At 67.1% G+C, this 20603-nt stretch carries 20 protein-coding genes; 13 read left to right on the top strand and 7 right to left on the bottom strand.

Annotated elements, in window-relative coordinates:
• Positions 1-2 precede the first annotated feature (2 nt).
• Positions 3-815, top strand: coding sequence for an orotidine-5'-phosphate decarboxylase (pyrF, locus tag A5779_RS05405; RefSeq protein WP_064879717.1), 813 nt, complete (start codon positions 3-5; stop codon positions 813-815).
• On the opposite strand, the gene A5779_RS05410 is transcribed toward pyrF, so the two are convergent.
• Together A5779_RS05410 and A5779_RS33970 are read right to left on the bottom strand one after the other, a co-directional pair.
• Positions 803-1864 carry a DUF2330 domain-containing protein gene (locus tag A5779_RS05410; protein ID WP_064879719.1) on the bottom strand — a complete coding sequence of 354 codons (1062 nt, stop codon included), beginning with the start codon at positions 1862-1864 and terminating at the stop codon, positions 803-805. The two genes, pyrF and A5779_RS05410, sit on opposite strands and share 13 nt — an antisense overlap.
• Positions 1865-2043: 179 nt before the next feature.
• The gene (locus A5779_RS33970) at positions 2044-2547 is read right to left on the bottom strand and encodes a hypothetical protein (RefSeq protein WP_165609743.1); all 504 of its coding nucleotides are present in this window, start codon (positions 2545-2547) and stop codon (positions 2044-2046) included.
• Positions 2548-3047: 500 nt separating this feature from the next.
• Here A5779_RS33970 and mihF point away from each other — a divergent pair, with 500 nt between their 5' ends.
• From mihF to metK, 5 genes are all read left to right on the top strand, one after another.
• Positions 3048-3362 (top strand): integration host factor, actinobacterial type, encoded by a 315-nt coding sequence (gene mihF / locus A5779_RS05420; RefSeq protein ID WP_003880790.1) that lies wholly within the window; start codon positions 3048-3050, stop codon positions 3360-3362.
• An 11-nt stretch (positions 3363-3373) separates the two neighbouring features.
• On the top strand, positions 3374-3967 hold the full coding sequence (gene gmk, locus A5779_RS05425) for a guanylate kinase (RefSeq protein ID WP_064879723.1): 594 nt from the start codon (positions 3374-3376) through the stop codon (positions 3965-3967).
• A 91-nt stretch (positions 3968-4058) separates the two neighbouring features.
• Positions 4059-4379, top strand: coding sequence for a DNA-directed RNA polymerase subunit omega (gene rpoZ / locus A5779_RS05430; protein ID WP_044518192.1), 321 nt, complete (start codon positions 4059-4061; stop codon positions 4377-4379).
• Between the two features lie 19 nt (positions 4380-4398).
• A complete protein-coding gene (gene coaBC / locus A5779_RS05435) occupies positions 4399-5646 on the top strand; it encodes a bifunctional phosphopantothenoylcysteine decarboxylase/phosphopantothenate--cysteine ligase CoaBC (protein WP_064879725.1) in 1248 nt (415 codons plus the stop codon).
• 141 nt (positions 5647-5787) lie between these two features.
• Complete coding sequence (gene metK / locus A5779_RS05440; protein WP_064879727.1) at positions 5788-6987, top strand: methionine adenosyltransferase; 1200 nt, start codon at positions 5788-5790, stop codon at positions 6985-6987.
• A gap of 131 nt (positions 6988-7118) precedes the next feature.
• Here the strand turns inward: metK and A5779_RS05445 are convergent, their stop codons facing one another.
• Positions 7119-7718 (bottom strand): TetR/AcrR family transcriptional regulator, encoded by a 600-nt coding sequence (locus A5779_RS05445; RefSeq protein ID WP_064879755.1) that lies wholly within the window; start codon positions 7716-7718, stop codon positions 7119-7121.
• Between the two features lie 99 nt (positions 7719-7817).
• Between A5779_RS05445 and A5779_RS05450 the strand changes: the two genes are divergently transcribed.
• The gene (locus A5779_RS05450) at positions 7818-8291 is read left to right on the top strand and encodes an SRPBCC family protein (protein WP_064879729.1); all 474 of its coding nucleotides are present in this window, start codon (positions 7818-7820) and stop codon (positions 8289-8291) included.
• Positions 8292-8295: 4 nt separating this feature from the next.
• Here the strand turns inward: A5779_RS05450 and A5779_RS05455 are convergent, their stop codons facing one another.
• Complete coding sequence (locus tag A5779_RS05455) at positions 8296-9768, bottom strand: flavin-containing monooxygenase (protein WP_064879731.1); 1473 nt, start codon at positions 9766-9768, stop codon at positions 8296-8298.
• Positions 9768-11147 (bottom strand): cytochrome P450, encoded by a 1380-nt coding sequence (locus A5779_RS05460; RefSeq protein ID WP_064879733.1) that lies wholly within the window; start codon positions 11145-11147, stop codon positions 9768-9770. The genes A5779_RS05455 and A5779_RS05460 overlap by 1 nt, the downstream gene beginning before the upstream one ends.
• An 86-nt stretch (positions 11148-11233) precedes the next feature.
• Between A5779_RS05460 and A5779_RS05465 the strand changes: the two genes are divergently transcribed.
• Positions 11234-12292: an AraC family transcriptional regulator gene (locus A5779_RS05465; protein ID WP_064879735.1), complete on the top strand. Its 1059-nt coding sequence runs from the start codon at positions 11234-11236 to the stop codon at positions 12290-12292.
• A gap of 54 nt (positions 12293-12346) precedes the next feature.
• Here the strand turns inward: A5779_RS05465 and A5779_RS05470 are convergent, their stop codons facing one another.
• Positions 12347-13453: a suppressor of fused domain protein gene (locus A5779_RS05470; RefSeq protein WP_064879737.1), complete on the bottom strand. Its 1107-nt coding sequence runs from the start codon at positions 13451-13453 to the stop codon at positions 12347-12349.
• 234 nt (positions 13454-13687) lie between these two features.
• Here A5779_RS05470 and A5779_RS05475 point away from each other — a divergent pair, with 234 nt between their 5' ends.
• Positions 13688-14767, top strand: coding sequence for a catalase family peroxidase (locus A5779_RS05475; RefSeq protein ID WP_110776909.1), 1080 nt, complete (start codon positions 13688-13690; stop codon positions 14765-14767).
• The gene (locus A5779_RS05480) at positions 14764-15327 is read left to right on the top strand and encodes a cytochrome b (RefSeq protein ID WP_064879739.1); all 564 of its coding nucleotides are present in this window, start codon (positions 14764-14766) and stop codon (positions 15325-15327) included. Before A5779_RS05475 ends, A5779_RS05480 begins: the two co-directional genes overlap by 4 nt.
• On the opposite strand, the gene A5779_RS05485 is transcribed toward A5779_RS05480, so the two are convergent.
• Positions 15318-16265, bottom strand: coding sequence for an alpha/beta hydrolase (locus A5779_RS05485; RefSeq protein ID WP_064879741.1), 948 nt, complete (start codon positions 16263-16265; stop codon positions 15318-15320). The genes A5779_RS05480 and A5779_RS05485 overlap by 10 nt on opposite strands.
• Here A5779_RS05485 and A5779_RS05490 point away from each other — a divergent pair.
• The 3 genes from A5779_RS05490 to A5779_RS05500 all read left to right on the top strand — a co-directional run.
• Complete coding sequence (locus A5779_RS05490; protein WP_165609744.1) at positions 16228-16986, top strand: lysoplasmalogenase; 759 nt, start codon at positions 16228-16230, stop codon at positions 16984-16986. The genes A5779_RS05485 and A5779_RS05490 overlap by 38 nt on opposite strands.
• The gene (locus A5779_RS05495; RefSeq protein ID WP_064879743.1) at positions 16983-18983 is read left to right on the top strand and encodes a primosomal protein N'; all 2001 of its coding nucleotides are present in this window, start codon (positions 16983-16985) and stop codon (positions 18981-18983) included. Before A5779_RS05490 ends, A5779_RS05495 begins: the two co-directional genes overlap by 4 nt.
• 48 nt (positions 18984-19031) lie before the next feature.
• A partial coding sequence (locus tag A5779_RS05500; RefSeq protein WP_064879745.1) for a DUF2207 domain-containing protein occupies positions 19032-20603 on the top strand: 1572 nt, incomplete at its 3' end.

The raw sequence follows: 20603 nt of genomic DNA on the forward strand, positions 1-20603 counted from the left end.
CCATGGACGCTTTCGGGCAACGGCTGGCCACCGCGGTGTCGGAGCGGGGACCGCTGTGCCCCGGCATCGACCCCCATCCCGAACTGCTGCGGGCGTGGGGCCTGTCCACCGATGCCGACGGACTGGCCGCGTTCAGCGACATCTGCGTGGCGGCGTTCGCGGGGTTCGCGATGGTGAAGCCGCAGGTGGCGTTCTTCGAGGCCTACGGCTCAGCGGGTTTCGCGGTGCTCGAACGCACCATGGGTGCGCTGCGCGAGGCCGGGGTACTGGTGCTGGCCGATGCCAAGCGCGGGGACATCGGCTCGACCATGGCCGCCTATGCGGCGGCCTGGGCCGGTGATTCGCCACTGGCGGCCGACGCGGTCACCGCGTCGCCGTATCTGGGATTCGGTTCGCTGCAGCCGCTGCTGGACACCGCCGCGGCCAATGGTCGTGGGGTTTTCGTCCTGGCTGCGACCTCCAACCCGGAAGGGCCGAGTGTGCAGCGCGCGATGGCCGGGTCGCGCACCGTGGCTCAGTCCATCGTCGATTCCGTCGCTGAGGTGAATCGGATCGCCGCTCACTCCACCGGATCGGTCGGTGTGGTGGTCGGGGCGACCGTGACGGACCTGCCTGATCTGAGTGCGCTGGGCGGGCCGGTGCTGGTGCCCGGTGTTGGTGCTCAGGGCGGGCGTGCCGACGCGCTGGGTGGGCTCGGCGGGGCCCGACTGGTCCTGCCCGCGGTGTCCCGCGAGGTGCTCCGGGCCGGTCCCGCGGTGGCCGATGTGCGCGCGGCCGCCGAGCGCCTGCGTGACGAGGTCGCCTACCTCGCCTGACGGCGGCCGCGGATCCTGAGCGTCCGAACGATGACGAACACCGCACCGATGGCGGCGGCCGCCAACAGAGCGAGGCCGGTGAGATCCCCGCGATCTCGTTCGCGGTAGATAACTTCCTGGTAGTCGGTGTCCGAAGCAGCAGGCGCGAAGCCGTAATCCCCGTCGATCGATGCGGGGGAGTCGATCGTGTCGGTCCACCGGGTCAGGTAATTCCCCGCTTCGAGGAACGTATCGAGCTCGCGGATCCCGCTCGATATGCGTCCGGCGAACTGCAGCTCGGGCTTTCGTCCGGAGACCGGGAATGCGGTCGGATCCATGCGGTGGTTGGCCAGCACATACAGGTCGACGGCCAGCGGGAGTTTGGCCGCACGGGACAGGCGCATCGGGTAGATCACGGTGTCGGAGGCGAACGACAACCGCAATGGCTGCAGATTCCCGGTCAGGGTCTGGCCGGCCGCGTCGGGAAACAGCTGAATGGCCACGATCTCCCAACCACCGGCGATGTAGGGCGTGAGGTCCTCAGCGAGGCTCGGCGGCTGCGGAAAACCCTTCTCCGACAACCACGACGCCAATGCGTGGGGATCGTCAGAGGCCAGCCGGGTGACATTGAACGGCCCGAGTCGCTGCTGGCTGCGCACCGTGACCTCGTCGGGAGCGGCGGCGCTGACAAGGCCGTCTCCGCGCTGGGAGACCATCCCCGACAACCAACCGAACGACGGCCACCAGGAGTCGCGATACTCGATACGCGGTGCCGACAGCGCGGCCAGTGCACTGAACACGGCCGGTTCGCCGAGCGTGACCTCGGCCTCTGACGGCACCGGCATGATCCAGGCAGCCTTCGACGAGCCGCCTCGCACGTTGAACGACATCAGGATGTCCTCGGTGACACCGTCCCACGCGACGAGTGCACGCTCGTCGGCGACGCTGGCGCCCGCACGGTCCGGGATGTACGCGCCGCACCCACAAGCCCAGGCCGGGGCTGCGACGTTCGCTGTCAATCCGATCAACAGCAGGATGAGTACCGCGCTCGCCGATCGGATCACGGTCATATCGTATGGGGTTGCAAGGCATCGAAGAGACGGAAAAAGCGGGCCGTCCCGGTGGCGGCCCGCCTTTTCGTCAGCACTCCTCGGTTTGCCCGATTGGGCGGCCGTATCCTCTCGACGAGAATTGCTCGGATACAACCAGTTTGGTCAGTGCGTTGCCAGATGCGATGCGGCGCACCGGGTCACAGCGGGATCCAGATTCCGAAGAACCAGAAGCCCCATCCGTTGAAGTCCGGGTTGAACAGCGGTGTCACCCACCTGCCGTTGTAGTTGAACGGCTGGTGGTCGAAACGGCCCTGGTCCATCCCACGCCAGGACAGATCGGGGGGCGGCGGGCCCCAGTGCCCACCGCGGTCATCTGGTCCGCCGTGGTCGCCGGGCCATCCAGGTCCTCCGGGGCCGCCTGGCCCGCGGTCGCCGGGTCCGCCGTGGTCGCCCTGCCATCCAGGCCCGCCATGGTCACCCGGTCCGCCGGGGTCGCCTGGTCGATCGGGGCCACCGGGGCCGCCCGGACCGCCAGGATGACCGGGCCCACCGGGTCCCCCCGGTCCTCCCGGGCCCTGGCAGTTGCCGAAGTTGCACGGTGGCCCGGGTTGGGCGGCCGCGAGCCCGGTCCCGGCGCTCAGGGTGGCGGCTCCGAGGGCCACCGCCAGGGCAGAAGCGCAGGTGAGACGCTTGATGTTCATGTCCAGCTTCCCTTCACGGGCGTCAGATACCCGATCATCGGAGGCTATTTAGCCGAGCTGTGTAATCGCTATGCGGCAACTAGGCGGGGGTTAGGCGTCGTGCATACGCCGACGTTTGACGTGCGCGTCACCCGTTCCGACACGCCCGACACGCCGTGACCAGCGAAAACTTTTTTTACCCGCCGGTAATCCCAGGTTTTGGGGGCACCGCCGAGGGGGCGGGGCAACTTCGGACTTAGCTGGCGGGTCCTCGAAAACCATTGACTTGCAGGAATATCCGGCCTCCGGGGCCGCCTGGATCGATGCTGAGTCGTGATTTCGGCGAAAAACCGGCGCCCGGCGGAGCGCACTACACGCTGGGCTTTTAGCGCCGTAACCAGGGGGTGGGGTTAGCGTTCGTCAGCCAGCGTGGGTACGGTCGTCGTCGCTGGCTGGTTTGCACTCCAGCCGTACAAAACAAGTGATGGCCGAAGAGAAATCGCCAGGAGACGGAGGAAACCGTGGCCCTTCCCCAGTTGACCGACGAACAGCGCGCGGCAGCGTTGGAGAAGGCTGCTGCCGCACGTCGAGCGCGAGCCGAGCTCAAGGATCGACTCAAGCGTGGCGGCACCAACCTCAAGCAGGTGCTCACCGACGCCGAGACCGATGAGGTCTTGGGCAAGATGAAGGTCTCCGCGCTGCTGGAGGCCCTGCCCAAGGTCGGCAAGGTCAAGGCGCAGGAAATCATGACCGAGCTGGAGATCGCCCCGACCCGCCGTCTGCGCGGCCTCGGTGATCGTCAGCGCAAGGCCCTCCTGGAGAAGTTCGACCAGTAGAGACGCCCGCATTGAGCGCTGGTAGAGGGGCCGGGCAACAGGCATCGACGGCTCCGGTCGTCGTGTTGTCCGGTCCCTCCGCCGTCGGGAAGTCCACCGTGGTCCGCTGCCTGCGGGAGCGGCTTCCCGACTTGTATTTCTCCGTCTCGGTCACGACCAGGGCACCGCGCCCCGGCGAGGTCGACGGAGTCGACTACACATTCGTGTCCAAAGAGCGGTTTCAGCAGCTGATCGATGACGGTGAGCTGCTGGAATGGGCTGAAATCCACGGTGGTTTGCAGCGCTCGGGGACGCCGGCGCAGCCGGTGCGAGAGGCCACCCGGGCCGGGCGCCCGGTGCTGATCGAGGTCGATCTGGCCGGGGCGCGCGCCGTCAAGAAGGCCATGCCCGAGGCGGTATCGGTGTTCCTCGCACCGCCGAGCTGGGACGAACTGGTCAACCGTTTGTCCGGTCGCGGCACCGAGACGCCCGAGGTGATGGCCAGGCGATTGGAGACGGCGCGGGCCGAAATGGCCGCGAAATCCGACTTTGACCAGGTTGTGGTGAACCGCCAGTTGGATACCGCATGCGCTGAATTGGTATCCTTGCTGGTGGACAGCCGATGACTCATCGTGCCGGGACCGACGCGATCGGATCCGCGAGCCACCAGCACGCTGTTCAGTAACCGCATTCACGCAACCGCCAGGAGACTTTTTCGTGAGCACCCCGCACGCCGATGCGCAGCTGGCCGCTGCGGACGACATCGATTCGTCCGCCGCCAGCGCCTACGACACGCCGCTGGGCATCACCAACCCGCCCATCGACGAGTTGCTGGACCGCGCGTCGAGCAAGTACGCGTTGGTGATCTACGCCGCCAAGCGGGCGCGTCAGATCAACGATTACTACAACCAGCTCGGCGACGGCATTCTTGAGTACGTCGGCCCTCTGGTCGAGCCCGGTCTGCAGGAGAAGCCGCTGTCGATCGCGATGCGGGAGATCCACGAGGACCTGCTCGAGCACACCGAGGGCGGCGAGTAGCCAGGCCAGGGCCGGAGACGTGAGCGCGGGTAAGCGAATCGTCGTCGGTGTGGCCGGCGGCATTGCCGCCTACAAGGCGTGCACCCTGGTCCGCCAACTCGCCGAGGCGGGCCATTCGGTACGCGTGCTGCCCACCGAGTCGGCTCTGCGCTTCGTCGGCGCCGCCACCTTTGAGGCCCTGTCGGGCAATCCCGTGCACACCGGTGTGTTCACCGATGTGCACGAGGTTCCGCACGTCCGCATCGGGCAGGAAGCCGATCTGGTGGTCGTCGCACCCGCGACCGCCGACCTGCTGGCGCGTGCCGTGGCAGGCCGCGCCGACGACCTGTTGACCGCCACTCTGCTGACGGCGCGATGTCCGGTGCTGTTCGCGCCCGCGATGCACACCGAGATGTGGTTTCACCCGGCCACCGTCGACAACGTGGCCACATTGCGCCGTCGGGGCGCGGTGGTGCTCGAACCGGCCTCCGGCCGGCTCACAGGCGCCGACAGCGGTGCAGGACGGCTCCCCGAGGCCGAAGAGATCGCCACGTTCGCCCAGTTGCTGCTGGAACGGGGCGACGCCCTGCCATATGACCTGGCCGGCGTCAAGGCGCTGGTGACGGCCGGCGGGACCCGTGAGCCCATCGATCCGGTGCGGTTCATCGGCAACCGCAGCTCGGGCAAGCAGGGATACGCCGTGGCCCGGGTTTTGGCCCAGCGCGGCGCCGACGTGACGCTTGTCGCGGGTAACACCGCCGGTCTGGTCGACCCGGCCGGCGTCGACGTCGTACACATCGGTTCTGCCGCCCAGTTGCGGGACGCGGTGTCCAAGTACGCCCCCGAGGCCAATGTTCTGGTGATGGCCGCCGCCGTCGCCGATTTCCGGCCCGCAAAGGTAGCCACCAGCAAGATCAAGAAGGGCAGCGCCTCCGAGCCCAATTCCATCGACCTCGTCCGCAACGACGACGTGCTCGCCGGTGCAGTGCGCGCCCGGACCGAGGGACAGCTGCCGAACATGCGGGCCATCGTCGGCTTCGCCGCCGAGACCGGCGATGCCAATGGCGACGTGCTGTTCCACGCCAGGGCCAAGCTCCAGCGCAAGGGATGCGATCTGCTGGTGGTGAACGCAGTGGGGGAGAACCGTGCGTTCGAGGTGGACAACAACGACGGTTGGTTGCTGAGCGCGGACGGCGCCGAGGCTGCACTCGAGCACGGTTCGAAGACGCTGATGGCCACCCGTATCGTGGACGCGATCGGGGCGTTCCTGGGCAAGCACGACGGGTGACGTCACGTACTCAATGTGCGGATAAGGGTTGCGCATCGGCGTCCCACGCGCTTGGGTGCAACAGGGCATAGATATTATTCGCCTAACTAAGTAGTTTTGAGACTGAAAACTTTTTCAGATCGGCAAGGAAGGAAGCGGACCGTGAGCGAAGGTCGCCTGTTTACCAGTGAGTCGGTAACCGAAGGGCACCCCGACAAGATCTGTGATGCGATCAGCGACTCGGTGCTCGACGCGCTGCTGGAGCAGGACCCCAAGTCGCGGGTCGCGGTGGAAACGCTGGTGACCACCGGCCAGGTGCACGTCGCCGGCGAGGTCACCACCTCCGCCTACGCCGACATCCCGAAGATCGTGCGTGACCGCATCCTGGAGATCGGTTACGACTCGTCCACCAAGGGCTTCGACGGCGCCTCGTGCGGTGTGAACATCGCCATCGGCGCGCAGTCGCCTGACATCGCCCAGGGCGTGGACACCGCCCACGAGGCGCGTGTCGAAGGAGCCGGCGATCCGCTGGATTCCCAGGGCGCCGGTGACCAGGGCCTGATGTTCGGGTACGCCATCGGCGACACCCCCGAGCTGATGCCGCTGCCTATCGCACTGGCCCACCGGCTGTCGCGGAGGCTGACCGAGGTCCGCAAGAACGGCGTGCTCGATTACCTGCGCCCGGACGGCAAGACGCAGGTCACCATCCAGTACGACGGCAAGACCCCGGTGCGGCTGGACACCGTGGTGCTCTCGACGCAGCACGCCGACGGCATCGACCTCGACGGCACCCTGACCCCGGACATCCGGGAGAAGGTCGTCAACACCGTGCTGGCCGATCTCAACCACGAGACGCTGGACACCTCCGATTTCCGCCTGCTGGTCAACCCGACCGGCAAGTTCGTGCTGGGCGGGCCGATGGGTGACGCCGGCCTGACCGGCCGCAAGATCATCGTCGACACCTACGGCGGCTGGGCCCGTCACGGTGGCGGCGCCTTCTCCGGCAAGGATCCGTCAAAGGTGGACCGTTCGGCCGCGTACGCGATGCGCTGGGTGGCCAAGAACGTCGTCGCCGCCGGCCTGGCGGAGCGCGTCGAGGTCCAGGTGGCCTACGCGATCGGCAAGGCGGCCCCGGTCGGCCTGTTCGTCGAGACGTTCGGCACCGAGACCGTCGACCCGGCCCGCATCGAGAAGGCCATCAGCAGCGTGTTCGATCTGCGCCCCGGCGCGATCATTCGTGACCTGGACCTGCTGCGGCCGATCTACGCCCAGACGGCGGCCTACGGCCACTTCGGGCGCACCGACATCGAACTGCCCTGGGAGCAGCTCAACAAGGTCGAGGACCTGAAGGCCTCGGTCTAGCAATTCCTGCCAACAGCCCCCGATCGCTGATCGGGGGCTGTTGTGTTTCCCCGCGCCATCGCCGCGAGACCAACGCCATGGTCGTGATTCTTCGGGCGGAGCGACCATGGCGTTGATCTGGGCGGGGTTGATCAGGTGCGGTAGCGCTCTACGACGCGGCCGGCGAGTGTGCGTGCGCGCACCAGTCCGGCATCGGTGCCGAACAGCTCGCGACGGGTGTTGCCCGCACACAGGTAGGCATCGACGCGGAAGGCGTCTTCGGCAGGATCGGGTGAACCCGCTACGGAGAATTCGTTTTCCAGCAGATCCAGCCACTCCTGCTTGAGATTTCGCACCGCGTCGGCCACGGGGCCGGTGCGACGCCCGAACTCGACCGATGTCGCCGATACGAAGCAACCGCCGGGGAACACCTCGGCGCGCAGGTACGCCAACCAGGAATCGAGAAGGGCAGCGAGCCGCGCGGCTCCGGGCGGACAGCTCAGCGCCGGACGGATTACGACGTCGATGTAGACCTGGCGCGCTTCAGCTACTGCGGCCAGTTGGATCGCCTCCCGGTTGTCGAAGACCGTGAGGATTCCGCTTTTGCTCACCCCGGTCGAGGTGGACAGGCCACCCACGGTAATCCCGTCCAGGCCGTGTGTGGTGGCGATGTCTGCAGCAGTACGCGCGACCAGGCGACGGGTGGCATCGCCACGCGCTCTCCGCCCGTCAGCTGCAGGCAAAACGGTCATCAGTTCACAGTAGCCACACTCTGGACGTGGGGTGGCCGAGTCGCGTACGGTCGACATTGGCCAATATACGACCGATCGGTCGTATTGATCGGAGGGGTAATGACCACCAGCTTCAAGGCGCTACTGGAACGCCAGATCGCCATCGAGACAACATCTTCCGTGGTCTGGGAGATCATCCGCGACGTCCGACGCATGTCACAGTGGAGCCCGCAGGTGATATCGGTGAAGCTGCGCGAACCCGACGATGACATCCGGCTGGGTTCCACGTTCACCAACCTCAACCACCAGGGTGAGCTTGAGTGGATCACGCACGGCGAGGTGGTGCGGTACGAGCCGGAGAAAGAGATCGCCTTCCGCATCGCCGAGAACTATGCGATCTGGTCGTTCTCGATCAGCGCTGACGATGCCGGTGCCACGGTGCTGACACAACGGCGCGAGACCCCCGACGGAATATCGCAACTTTCGCTCGATCTGACCGAGTCGCACCTCGGCGGACAGCAGGCCTTCACCGAACAACTGGAAGTCGGAATGGAGCAGACCCTCGCCGCCATCAAGGCATGCGCCGAGGCCTGACGAGCTAGGAGGTGAACGCGTAGTCGTCGAGGTCGAAAGTCCTGCTGCGCCAGTAGGCTTCGACTGTGGTGGCGGGCCTCAGTGGCACGTCACCGTTGCGGTCGAAGTAGTAGCTGTTGGCCAGGTTGCAGCTGTCCTGCCAGAAGATCTGGCGGTGACGCTTGCGCATCATCTCCGCGAAATACCGGTCGTTGGCCTCCTGGCGGACCTCGACGCGGCGGGCCGCACGACGGTCGGCCTGCGCGATACACCGCACCAGATGCCGGGTTTGGGCCTCGATCAGCGCGAAGTACGACGACCCGACGTAGCCGTACGGGCCCATCACCGAGAAGAAGTTGGCGAATCCGGGGACGCTGACGCCTTCGTAGGCCTGCATTCGGTGCTGCATCCAGAACTCGCTGAGTGACTGTCCGCCCGACCCCACGATCTCGAAGGGCAGCGCATCCACGTCCATCACCTTGAAGCCGGTGGCCAGGATGAGCACGTCAACGTCGTGGCTCTCCCCGTCAGCCGTCGCGACACCGGATCCGGTGATCTTGTCGATCGGTTCGGTGACCAACCGGACATTGTCCCGGTTGAAGGTGGCCAGGTAGCTGTTGTGGAAGCCGGGTCGTTTACATCCCACCGCGTACCGCGGTGTGAGTTTGTCGCGTACCTCGGGATCACCGACCTGTTGGCGCAGATAGGCCCGTCCGGCTGCGCCGGCGCGCTGGGCGAAGGGGTTGATGGTGAAGTACTGCGCGGCCAGCGGGAAGGTGAATTCCACATACGCCTGGCTGATCAGCCGGTGCAACGTCCGGCCGCCGGGCAGCCGCATCAGTCTGCGCGCGATCGGTGGGATCGGCACGTCGAACTTGGGGAAGCACCAGATCGGTGTCCGTTGAAAGACGGTGAGCTGCTCGACCTTCGGGGCGATCTCGGGGATCACCTGGACCGCAGAGGCACCGGTGCCGATGATGGCCACCCGTTTGCCGGTGAGATCCTGGGTGTGGTCCCACCGGGCGGTGTGCACGGTGGTCCCGGCGAAGGAGTCCACGCCGTCGATCTCCGGCAGCTTCGGGATGGTCAACACGCCGCTGGCATTGACCAGGAATCGGGCCGCCAGTATCGCGCCCGACTCGAGTTCGGCCCGCCACAGGTTCTCGTCGTCATCGAAGACCGCTCGTGTGACGGTGGCGTTGAACCGGATCCGGGGGCGCAGGCCGTATTTGTCGACGCAGGTGTCGGCGTAGGTGCGCAACTCGTTTCCGGGGGCGTAGGTGCGGGACCAATCCCGCGACTGTTCGAACGAGAACTGGTAGGAGAACGATGGGATATCCACGGCCACACCGGGATAGGTGTTCCAGAACCAGGTCCCGCCAGCCCCGTTGCCGGCCTCCAGAATCTGGTAGTCGTGCAGGCCGGCCTTGTCCAGCGCGATGGCCGTGCCGATGCCGGAGAATCCGGCGCCGATGATGAGCGTGTGAAAGTCGGGCATCAGGCCACCTCCCGGCTGCGTCCGATCATGTGGACGCCGTGTTTGGGTCGCAATGTCAACGTAGCCTCCATCTCCACCGAGTGGTCAGGATCGAGATCGAAAACGAACCGTTGGCTCATGATCGCGGCAATCAACACCATCTCCATCAGGGCGAAACTCTGGCCGATGCAGATCCGGCGCCCGCCGCCGAACGGCAGGTATGCCGAGCGCGGCCGGTTCTTGGCGGCGTCACCGAGAAATCGGTTGGGGTCAAAGGTGTCCGGATCGGGCCACCACCGCTTGTCGTGGTGAATCTGATGAATCGGGATGATGACCGTCGTGCCCGGACGAATATGGTGGCCGTCGATTTCGTCGGGCTCGACCGCCTCGCGCGCGATGATCCATACCGCGGAGTGACAACGCTGCGACTCCTGTAGACACGCAGTGGTCCACGGCATCCGGGTCAGGTCGCCGTCCGTCGGACGGCCCGCTCCCAGCACGGAGTCCACCTCGGCCAGCATCCGGTCCCGGGCGTCGGGGTGGCGCGCCATCAGGTACCAGAACCACGACATCGCGTTGGCCGTAGTCTCGTGCCCCGCGAGCATGAAAGTCAGCGCTTCGTCCCGGACCCGCTGGCGGGGCCAGGTGCCATCGTCCGCGCCGAACAATACGTTGAGCAGGTCGGCCGATTCGGTGGGGTGGGAGAGACGCTCGTCGAGCACGGCGTTCACCGCGGCATCCAGGGCCAGGGCGATGCGCTGACCTTCGCGCAGCGGCGGCGGCAGCGGGATCCCCGAATACGTGCTCGCCGCCATGGCGTCGTAGACCGGGCGGGGGAGCAGGCCCAAAAGACCCAGCCGGGCCAGCTTCTCGGTGCGCCTGAGCCCGCGCGTGGTGAGGTCTCGCATGCTGTGGACGATCGGTCCGAAATCCTGGCTGAACAGGGCGTTGGACACGACCCGCAGAGTGGTTTCCACCATGGCGGCATGCATGTCGAACCGGACGCCGTCACCGCCTTCGGCGAGTTCGTCGGTGGCTCGCGCGATCGGGGCGATCATCAGGTCGACGATGTCGTTGAGATGACGACGTGCGAACGTCGGGTTCAGCGCCGCGCGGTGGTAGGCCCAGGAGTCACCCTCGTCGGTCAGCAGATTTATCCCCGCTGCGGCACGGATCGGTTCGTACTCGTTCGATTTGACGTAGCGCAGGCGCGCTTGGTGCAGCACGTGGTCGACGTAGTCAGGATGCGCGATCGATACGAAACGTCGTCCTGCGCAGCGGTATCGGGTGATATCGCGGCCCTGAGTGCGGGTCAGGAAGCCGCTGTCGGTGCTGAATCCGACCGTGATCGCCTCGCGGGTCATGGTCCACGTGCTCAGTCGTGCCGCCGGTGCCGCCATGAATTCAGCGTATGAATGACAAGGGGAGCGGGGAATGGGACTATCGGACACAGAGTTGGGATTTTGGGACAGCGGGCGGGGAGCCAATGGCCAGGTCAGGATCGATCTCGCGGTCAACATGGTCGGCCGATGTATGCCATCCGATCCACGCCACCCGCGTGTTGTGCGAGGTGGCGGTCGAGCGCGGAGTCCCGGCGGCGCAGGTCCTGGCCGGGACCGGCATCACGCCGGCAGACCTCGATGATCCCGACTGCGTGATCAGCGCACACGACGAGATCCTGGCCGTCCGTCGGCTGCAGGCTCGGCTGCCCGACGCGCCCGGACTGGGGGCCGATGTGGGTGGCAGGTCGGCGCTGACGCACATGGGCCTGTTCGGGTTCGCGGTCATGTCGTGTGCCACGTTGCGTGAATTGTTCAGCATAGGGATGCGCTACTTCGCCCTGACCACATTGCAGATCGATCTTCAGCTGTTCGAGGGCGTCGACGAATGCGTGCTGGAACTCAACGTGGACCACCTGCCCGGCGATGTCCAACGCTTCTTCATCGAACGTGATGTCGCCGGAATTGTCGCCACGACCGCAAGTTTCGCCGCTCCGGTGGTGGCCCAGTACGCCGACCGCATATTCGCCGAGGTGTCGATCGATGAGCACGTACTGCAACCGTTACTGACCCTGATGCCGCTCCCGGACGTGGCGTTCGGCCGTGCCCACTCCCGACTGCACTTCCCTCGCGCCATGCTGGACGAGCCCCTGCCACAAGCCGATCCCTACACCCTCGATCTGTGCATCGCTCAGTGTGACGTGCTGATGCAGCGCTACGAGCAACGTCGTGGGATCACTGCGGTAGTGCGCAGCAAGCTTTTTCGAGACCCCGGCCGGATTCCGGCACTGCCAGAGGTCGCCGCCGAACTGGGTGTCCATCCGCGAACCCTGCGACGCCGCCTGGCCGACGAGGGAACCACGTTCCGGGCACTGGTCAACGAGGCCCGGTCAGCGCTCGCCGTCGATCTGCTGTGCAGCGTCGGGCTGACGGTCGAGGAGGTTTCGCGACGCCTCGGCTACAGCGAGACCTCGACGTTCTGCCATGCGTTCAAACGCTGGCACGGCATGCCACCCAGTGCGTTTCACGCCGTGGCACACATGTGAATCGGGCGCAGGGCGCCCGTGGCCCCCTGCGCGGCACGGTCATGTTGCCGCGGATTACTTGATGTCAGTAACGAGCAGGGGATTGGTCTCGGCCATCTTCTCGAGTACCTGAAGCGTGCCCGCGACGCCGTTGTCCAGCGCTTGTGCGGCGGTAACCGTGTCGTCGGAAACTCCGACAAGCTGTACGAAGCGCAGGCGGCCCCCGCCGGTTTCGACCTGCGCGAGTTGAGGGTCTTCGACGAACATGATTGCGGTCAGGTCGGTTTGGGGATCACCGAGCGTGATCGGGCCACCGACCTTGATGCGGTGACCGATGTCCAGCGCATCTGTCCCGCTGAAAACCAGGTCACCCAGCCGTTGGAGGAGACGCAGCGACCAGGTGGGGACTTGTGCTGGCAGCGGTTGGGTGAGGTCGATGTCGGCGGCCACGCGGAAGGTCCACTCAAAGTCGGCCCAGGTGTCATCCTCGTCGGACGATGGGTCGGACGCGAACACGTTGGAGAACCCGTAGGTGACCAGATGCCAGTGTGGCTGTGGGGCAGCCGTATTCGGGTACGCGGTGATTCCCCAAATGCCTTGGCCGGGTAAGCGCGCATCGGTGCGGCCGAAATGAGGTGCGACATCGCCCAGCCCTGGGTACAGCCGCGCGAAGGCAGCATCGATTGCGTCCCATCCGGGGGCCGAATCCGCAGACATGGGGTCCGACGTCACCTTGCGGCGGTCGAAACGTTGTCCGAGCGGTTTGGACGGCAGTATGCCGAAGACCAATCCGACGTACGGCAGCAACGAGAGCAGGCTCATCCATCCGGACAGGTTGGCGTCGTGGAGTCTGCGGACCAACAACGCCCAATTTGGAGTCGCGCCCCCGAGTATGACGATGGCGGCGAGTACCAGCGCCAGGCCCCCGAGCGTGCCGTTATCTCCCGCGACCGCGACAAAAACTCCGCAGAGGAGGAGGGCCAAGGTGTATGCGAGCGCGCCCCACCAGTATTCGCTGCGTGAAGCGCGGCCGGAGAAACGCGCGTAGCTGCGGAGATAGCGCGACACTGCCTGGGCGAATGTGGCTCCGTAGAGCGGCAGTGTGAGGTCTCGTGGATCGGTCGCTCCGAGAGGTTCGGACGGATGCTGCGCTTCGGTGGAGGATTCTTCGCTGCGGGTCATTGGTCCTCTGCTCGATATTCGGTTGTGCGCGGAACCGTCCGGTTCCGCCGTCCCGTCAACGGACGGCTGAGATCACAGCGGACGCTAGCACCGTTGCGCCAAGCAATGTATGCAATGTTCTGCCATGTCCGCGAACAACCCGACACGGCGTCACACTCATCCGATTGAACGGCCCGTGGCCGCATTCCGTTTCACACTGGACGGGGTCCGGCGGCGAAAAGGGGTGCGATCACGATGGGATCCGATGACGTTCCAGAGCTCAACCGCAGGAGAACGCTGCTGGGGCTGGCTGCGGTCGGTGGTGTGGTGGCCGTGGGGGTGGGCGGGCTCGCCGAAGCAGCGGGCTGGCTACGGCCCGACGCGCTGACACCGGCAGATTTCGCCGACCGCTTCGAGCAGGTCTCCGGCCTTCACAAGGGATTCCGCCGCAACCACGCCAAGGGTCTGGCCGCGACGGGAACGTTCACCAGCACGGGCGCAGGCGCCCAGGTGAGCCGGGCGGCGGTGTTCAAACCCGGCACGGTGCCCGTCGTGGGACGGTTCTCGCTGTCCGGGGGGCTGCCCGATCAACCCGACAAACCCGACACGGTCAGGGGGCTGGGTCTGATGTTCCGGCTGCCCGACGGCGAGCAGTGGCGCGTCGCGATGGTGAATCTTCCGGTGTTCCCCGACAGCACCCCGCGGGGCTTCTATGACCGGATGCTGGCCTCGCGTCCCGTTCCAGAGACCGGCAAGGCGGATCCGCAGGCGATGGCGGCGTTCCTGGCCGACCACCCGGAGACCGCCGCGGCGATGAAGATCATCAAGCAGGCTCCGCCGAGTGCAGGGTTCGCCGACAGTACGTACCGCGGCCTCAACGCGTTCCGAGCCACCGATGCCCAGGGCGAGACGACGGCGATCCGGTGGGCGGCCGTGCCGATAACAGGGGAGCCGCCTGCCGGGCAGCCCCACGGCGACGACAGGAACGTCCTCTTCGACGCACTCATCGACACCGTTGCCCGTGGCCCGGTCAGCTGGAAGCTCATCCTCACCCTGGGCGACCCCACCGACCCCACCCATGACGCCACCCTGCCGTGGCCGCAGAACCGCGCCACCGTCGATGCGGGCACCATCACCATCGACGCCGTGCAGACCGAGGCCCCCGGCAACGCCCGCGACATCAACTTCGACCCGCTCGTGCTGCCCGACGGACTGGCCGTCTCCGACGATCCACTGCCGAGCGCACGGTCGGCGGTCTATGCCCGCTCGTTCAACCGACGGGCCCGAGAACCCAAGTCGCCCAGCGCAGTCGTCGTCCCCGGGGGTGCGCGATGACCACCGAAACGAAGCCGCCGATCACGAAGTTCAACCTGGCGGCCCGGCTGCTGCACTGGTCGATGGCGGTCATGGTGATCGCACAGTTCTTCATCGGCGTCACCATGATCGCGGCGCTCAGCTACTACCCGTTGTTGCTCGCGATCCACCGGCCGCTGGGCATCGCCATCCTGGTGTTCGCGATCGTTCGGTTGGTCAACCGGCTCACCCGCCGGTTGCCGCCGTTCCTGGCGACGATGGGCCCGTTGGAACGCCGTATCGCCAGTTACTCCGAATACCTGCTGTACGCATTGCTTTTGGCGCAACCGTTGATCGGGTGGGCGATGCTGTCGGCCGCCCAGTCGCCGGTCGTGTTGGTCGGGGCGCTGCACCTTCCGGCGATCGCCCCGCACAACATCACCCTGTACGCGGCCTTGCGTACCGCCCACACCGTGGCCGCCTACCTGCTGTTCGCGACCTTCACTGCACATATCTGCGCCGTCTTGTTCCACACCCTGGCGCTACGCGACGGGATACTCCGTCGAATGTCGTTGTGGCCCAGCAGAAACGGTCAGTCGTGAAGGGCTGCTCGTAGCGCGACCATCGCCCGGTCGAACGATTCGGTGGCTGCCGGGACCACACCGACGTAGCCGAGGTAGCCATGCACCAGAGTCTCGGCGTGGTCCAACTGCACGGGAACGCCGGCAGCAGACAACATCTCGGAGTAACGGATGCCGTCGTCACGCAACGGGTCGTGCCCGGCCACCGCGACATAGGCGGGTGCGAGTCCAGAAAGGTCCGCCGCACGGGCCGGCACCAACGTGGCCGGCGGGTCCGACAGATCCACATGCCCGGCGTACCAGCGGGAGAACCCTGTGACGGCATCGAGCCCCAGGATCGGCGCCTCGGCGTTCTCGGTGAACGACGGCAGGCTGGTGTCCCAGGTGGTGGCCGGGTACCAGAGCAGCTGGAAGCGCAGCCCCGCAACACCGGCGTCACGCATCAGCTGCGCCACGACGGCGCTGAGATTGCCACCCGCCGAATCGCCGGCCACGGCCATCCGGTCGGCGTCGACGCCCAGTTCAGCGGCGTTGGCGGCCACCCACTGCGTCGCCGCCCACACGTCGTCCACGGCGGCGGGGTAGGGGTGCTCGGGGGCCAGCCGGTACTCCACCGACACCACGACGGCGTCGGCGGCGACGGCATGCTGGCGGGCGGTGCCGTCGTAACTGTCCAGGTCACCCAGTGCCCAGCCGCCGCCATGGATGAACACCACGACCGGCAGCGTCGTGCCGTCGGCGGTCGGCGGTCGGTACACCCGAACCGGGATCGGTCCGGCCGGCCCGGGGATCTCACGGTCCTCGGTCTTCACATCGGGATGGACCGGCAACCGCGGAATCTCACTGAACTGGCGGCGGGCCTCCTCGACACCGATGTCGGTCGACAGTTGGAACGGCACTGCCTCCAGTACCTTCTGCAGGATGGCATCGACAGCTGGTTTCTCGTCAGCAACGGACATTCCGCAACCGTACGCACACCGCGTCACGGTGTGGCTGTGGGTGGTGGCCGCGGTCGTCGCGGCGGGCTACGGGGTGTTCCTGATCGTCACGGCGACGCGGTTGCCGACGGGAGCCGACCTGACGGGGCAATTCACCCTCCAACCTGCAGTGAAGGCGCTCACAGCGGTCCTGCTGGCTGCGGCCGCGTGCGCCCATCCGATCGTTCGGGAACGGCGCTGGCTCATCGGTGCGCTGCTGTTCTCCGCACTCGGCGACTTCCTGCTCGCCATCCCGTGGTGGGAGCCGTCCTTTGTCTTGGGGCTCGCGGCATTCCTGGTTGCGCACCTGTGCTTTCTGGGCGTGCTGGTGCCGCTGGCGCGGCGTTCCACCCCGCGGCTGATCGCGGTGGCCGTCACCATCCTCGCTTGCGTGGCGCTGCTGACCTGGTTCTGGCCCCGGCTCGTCGAACAGGGGATGGCCGTCCCGGTCGTCGCCTACATCGCGGTGCTCGGAGCCATGGTGTCCACCGCGTTGCTGGCCCAGCTGCCCACTCCGTGGACCGCTCTCGGCGGCGTGTGCTTCGCGGCGTCGGACGCCATGATCGGCATCAGCCAGTTCGTGCGCGGCGATCAACTGCTCGCCGTCCCGATCTGGTTCGGCTACGCGGCGTCACTGGTGCTGATCACGGCAGGACTGTTCTTCGGGCGCTCGACACAACCTCCTGCTAAACCTGCACAGTGACGATCACCCGCCGCGCCGCCGAACACGAGCCCATTGCGCGGGTGCTTCCTCTGCTCACGGTTCCGCACCTGGACCGGGAGTTCGACTATCTGGTGTCGGAGGAGCAATCTGACGACGCCCAGCCCGGTGTGCGGGTCCGGGTGCGGTTCAACGGCAGGCTGGTCGACGCTTACCTCCTGGAACGACGCTCCGACACCGACCACACCGGAAAGCTCGGCTGGCTCGATCGGGTGGTCTCGCCGGAGCCGGTGCTCACCCCCGAGGTCCGGCGGCTCGTCGATGCCGTCGCTGCTCGCTACGCCGGCACCCGTGCGGATGTACTGCGCCTGGCGGTGCCTCCGCGTCACGCCAGGGTCGAGAAGCAGACCGCGGAGGAACCGGAACCCGTCACGGCGGTCCCCGTGGACACCAGCGCCTGGGCACGCTACGGCCGCGGAGAACAGTTCCTGACCGCGGTCGGTGAGGGTCGCGCGGCGCGCGCGGCATGGCAGGCACTGCCCGGCGAGAACTGGGCACTGAGGCTGGCCGAGGCGGCCGCGGTGGCGGTGAACGCGGGGCTGGGTGTGGTCGCTGTCGTACCCGATCAGCGCGATGTGGACGCGCTGTATGCCGCAGCGACCCAACAGGTGCCGGTGTCACGGGTGGTGGCGTTGTCGGCCGGATTGGGCCCCTCGGCCCGGTACCGCCGCTGGCTTGCGGCGCTGCGGGGACAGGCTCAGGTGGTGATCGGCACCCGCAGTGCGGTGTTCGCCCCCGTGGCCAATCTCGGCTTGGTCCTGGTGTGGGACGACGGCGACGACAACCTCGCCGAGCCGCGCGCGCCCTATCCGCACGCCCGCGAGGTCGCCATGCTGCGCGCCCACCAGGTGCGCTGTGCCGCGATCATCGGTGGCTATGCGCGCAGCGCCGAGGCGCAGGCGCTGGTGCGGACCCGCTGGGCCCACGATGTGGTGGCGGCTCGGCCGGTGGTGCGGGCCGCCGCACCGCGAGTCGTCGCGTTGGAGGACAGCGGCTACGCACAGGAACGCGATCCCGCCGCCCACAGCGCGCGGCTGCCGTCCATGGCGCTGCAGGCGGCCCGTTCGGCGTTGCAGGCGCAGCACCCGGTGCTCATCCAGGTTCCGCGGCGCGGATACGTGCCCGCGTTGGCCTGTGCGCGATGCCGCGCGGTGACACGCTGCCGGCACTGCACGGGCCCGCTGGCCCTGCCGGACCGGGGGAGCGCGGCTGCCGAATGTCGCTGGTGTGGCCGGGCCGAGCCAGCATTGCGTTGTGTGCGTTGCGGTTCGGATGCGGTCCGGGCGGTCGTGGTCGGGGCCCGGCGGACGGCCGAAGAGCTGGGCCGGGCCTTTCCCGGCACGTCGGTGATCACCTCCGGCGGCGACGCCGTGGTCGATGCGGTGAAGGCCGGCCCGGCCCTGGTGGTCAGCACCCCCGGCGCGGAGCCCGTGGCCGACGGCGGCTACGGCGCCGCCCTGTTGCTCGACGCGTGGGCGCTGCTGGGCCGGCAGGATCTCCGGGCCGCCGAGGACACGATGCGCCGGTGGATGGCTGCGGCGGCCCTGGTGCGGCCGCGCACCGAAGGCGGTGTGGTGGCCGTGGTCGCCGAGTCGGCGATCGCCACCGTGCAGGCGCTGATCCGGTGGGATCCGGTCGGACATGCCGACACCGAACTCGATGCCCGCGGTGAGGTGGGATTGCCGCCGGCGGTGCACATGGCGGCCATCGACGGGACGACGACGGCGGTCGAGGCGCTGCTCGACACTGCCCAACTGCCCGACACCGCGGAAGTCCTCGGGCCGGTGGAACTGCCGCCCGGCGCCCGCCGCCCGCCGGGACTGGCCTCCGATGCCGAGGTGAGCCGGATGCTGGTCCGGGTGCCGCGTGATGGTGGTCTGGAGTTGGCGGCCGCGCTGCGCCGAGCCACCGCGGTGCTCAGCGCGCGCAAAGATCAGCAACCATGTCGTATCCAAATCGACCCGCTCCACATCGGATAGGGCGGATACTTCACCCGTTATCGGTGAGTGCCGAATCAGGAGGCTGCGATGCGCCGGGTGTGGTCGTGGTTGTTCGCGTTGGGGCTCATCGCCTTTGGTCTGCTGTGGCCGCTCGTGTTCACGGGTGGGTCCGCGTCGGGTCCCGGCCCCGTCGACCCGGTGGTGATCACCGATTACCGTGCGGATTTCACCGTAGACGCCGACGGTCGGATGACCGCGGTGGAGACCATCACCGGGGATTTTCCCGGCGGGCGGCACGGCATCTTCCGGTACTGGGATGTGGCCAACCAGAACAACTCCCGGCTGCGGCAGATACCCGAGATCACCTCGATCACGATGGACGGCTCATCGGTTCCGTATGAACTGTTGTGGGAAACCGGTAAACGGTTCCGGGTGGCCAAGATCGGCGACCCGGGCTCGACGCTGAACTGGGGCAGCCACGTTTTCGAGATCCGGTACACGATCGACGGTGTCCTCGACCCGGGACGCAACGGCGCTCACCGTCAGTTCGCCTCGAACACCGGCAACCCCGACGCGCGGTCGGCGTTCTACTGGAACGTCGTCGCGCCCGCCTGGAACAACACGATCGAGCGGGCCGACATCTCGGTCACCCTGCCGGCGGAGGTGATCGGTGCCGGTTGCAGCGTCGGATTCGGCGTCGGCAGTGCGTGCACGGAGCTGCGCACCGACGGCAACACCGTGCGGTTGTCCGCGACCAATCTGGAGCCCCACACGCCGGTGACGCTGCGCGCCGGAGTCGACATCGCCGCTCCGGCGCAGGTGAGCCTGCCGTGGCCATACACCTGGGACCGCATCCTCGGTCGGTCGGTGACCGCACTGGCGTGGGTCGCGCTGGTGGCCGTCGGGATGGGCCTGCTCGCCTACTTCTGGACGCGCACCACTGTCGAACCGCCACCGGGATTCCCGGTGCAGTACGCGCCACCCGAAGGGCTCGGCCCGGTGCAGACCGAGTACATCCGCACCGAGACCATTCCGAAGAACGGGCTCAGCGCGACGCTGTTCCACCTCGCCGAGCGCGGGCTTGTCGAGCTGCGGCAGGTCAGTGACAAGCATTGGAAGATCAAGGGCCTGGCCAAGCCCGCCGAGTGGTCCGGAGTGGATCCGGTCGCCATCGACGTGGGCGCAGCACTCAAGGTGATGTCGGTGGGCGCCGAGTTCTCCGCCAAGAACACCGCGGCTTCGGGGAAGAAGCTCAGCAAGGCCAAGGCCGACATGGCCGTTGCCGTGCGGAAGTGGGCACTCGACGGCGGATTCACGGTCAGGCGTCGTAAGGAATTGTGGATCCGCGTCGCCAATGTGGTGGCGTTCTTCGCGGCGCTGGCCGGTTTCTTCCTCTGGTTCGGCATCACATTGTGGGGGTTGCCCTTCGCAGTGTTCTTCCTGTGCTCGCTGCGCGGCTGGTCCGGGGGCGTGGGTACCCGGCGGACTCCGGCCGGTCGGGAACTGTGGTCGCGCGCAGAAGGTTTTCATCGCCTGCTGTCCACAGATTCGGCTGAGTCCAGGTTCGATTTCGCCGCGCGCAAGGACCTGTACCTGGCCTACGGCTACGCCCTGACCTACAGCGGTCGGATCTCGGGAGTCACCGAGCCCGGTGAGCTG

The organism is Mycolicibacterium peregrinum (assembly GCF_001665625.1).
GTDB classification, from domain to species: domain Bacteria; phylum Actinomycetota; class Actinomycetes; order Mycobacteriales; family Mycobacteriaceae; genus Mycobacterium; species Mycobacterium peregrinum_B.

Bases quoted from the DNA above. Each gene is read 5' to 3' on its own strand.
- pyrF (WP_064879717.1), top strand. From the start codon at position 3: ATGGACGCTTTCGGGCAACGGCTGGCCACCGCGGTGTCGGAGCGGGGA.
- A5779_RS05410 (WP_064879719.1), bottom strand. From the start codon at position 1,864: ATGACCGTGATCCGATCGGCGAGCGCGGTACTCATCCTGCTGTTGATC.
- A5779_RS33970 (WP_165609743.1), bottom strand. From the start codon at position 2,547: ATGAACATCAAGCGTCTCACCTGCGCTTCTGCCCTGGCGGTGGCCCTC.
- A5779_RS05445 (WP_064879755.1), bottom strand. From the start codon at position 7,718: ATGACCGTTTTGCCTGCAGCTGACGGGCGGAGAGCGCGTGGCGATGCC.
- A5779_RS05450 (WP_064879729.1), top strand. From the start codon at position 7,818: ATGACCACCAGCTTCAAGGCGCTACTGGAACGCCAGATCGCCATCGAG.
- A5779_RS05455 (WP_064879731.1), bottom strand. From the start codon at position 9,768: ATGCCCGACTTTCACACGCTCATCATCGGCGCCGGATTCTCCGGCATC.
- A5779_RS05460 (WP_064879733.1), bottom strand. From the start codon at position 11,147: ATGGCGGCACCGGCGGCACGACTGAGCACGTGGACCATGACCCGCGAG.
- A5779_RS05465 (WP_064879735.1), top strand. From the start codon at position 11,234: ATGGCCAGGTCAGGATCGATCTCGCGGTCAACATGGTCGGCCGATGTA.
- A5779_RS05470 (WP_064879737.1), bottom strand. From the start codon at position 13,453: ATGACCCGCAGCGAAGAATCCTCCACCGAAGCGCAGCATCCGTCCGAA.
- A5779_RS05475 (WP_110776909.1), top strand. From the start codon at position 13,688: ATGGGATCCGATGACGTTCCAGAGCTCAACCGCAGGAGAACGCTGCTG.
- A5779_RS05480 (WP_064879739.1), top strand. From the start codon at position 14,764: ATGACCACCGAAACGAAGCCGCCGATCACGAAGTTCAACCTGGCGGCC.
- A5779_RS05490 (WP_165609744.1), top strand. From the start codon at position 16,228: ATGGCATCGACAGCTGGTTTCTCGTCAGCAACGGACATTCCGCAACCG.
- A5779_RS05485 (WP_064879741.1), bottom strand. From the start codon at position 16,265: ATGTCCGTTGCTGACGAGAAACCAGCTGTCGATGCCATCCTGCAGAAG.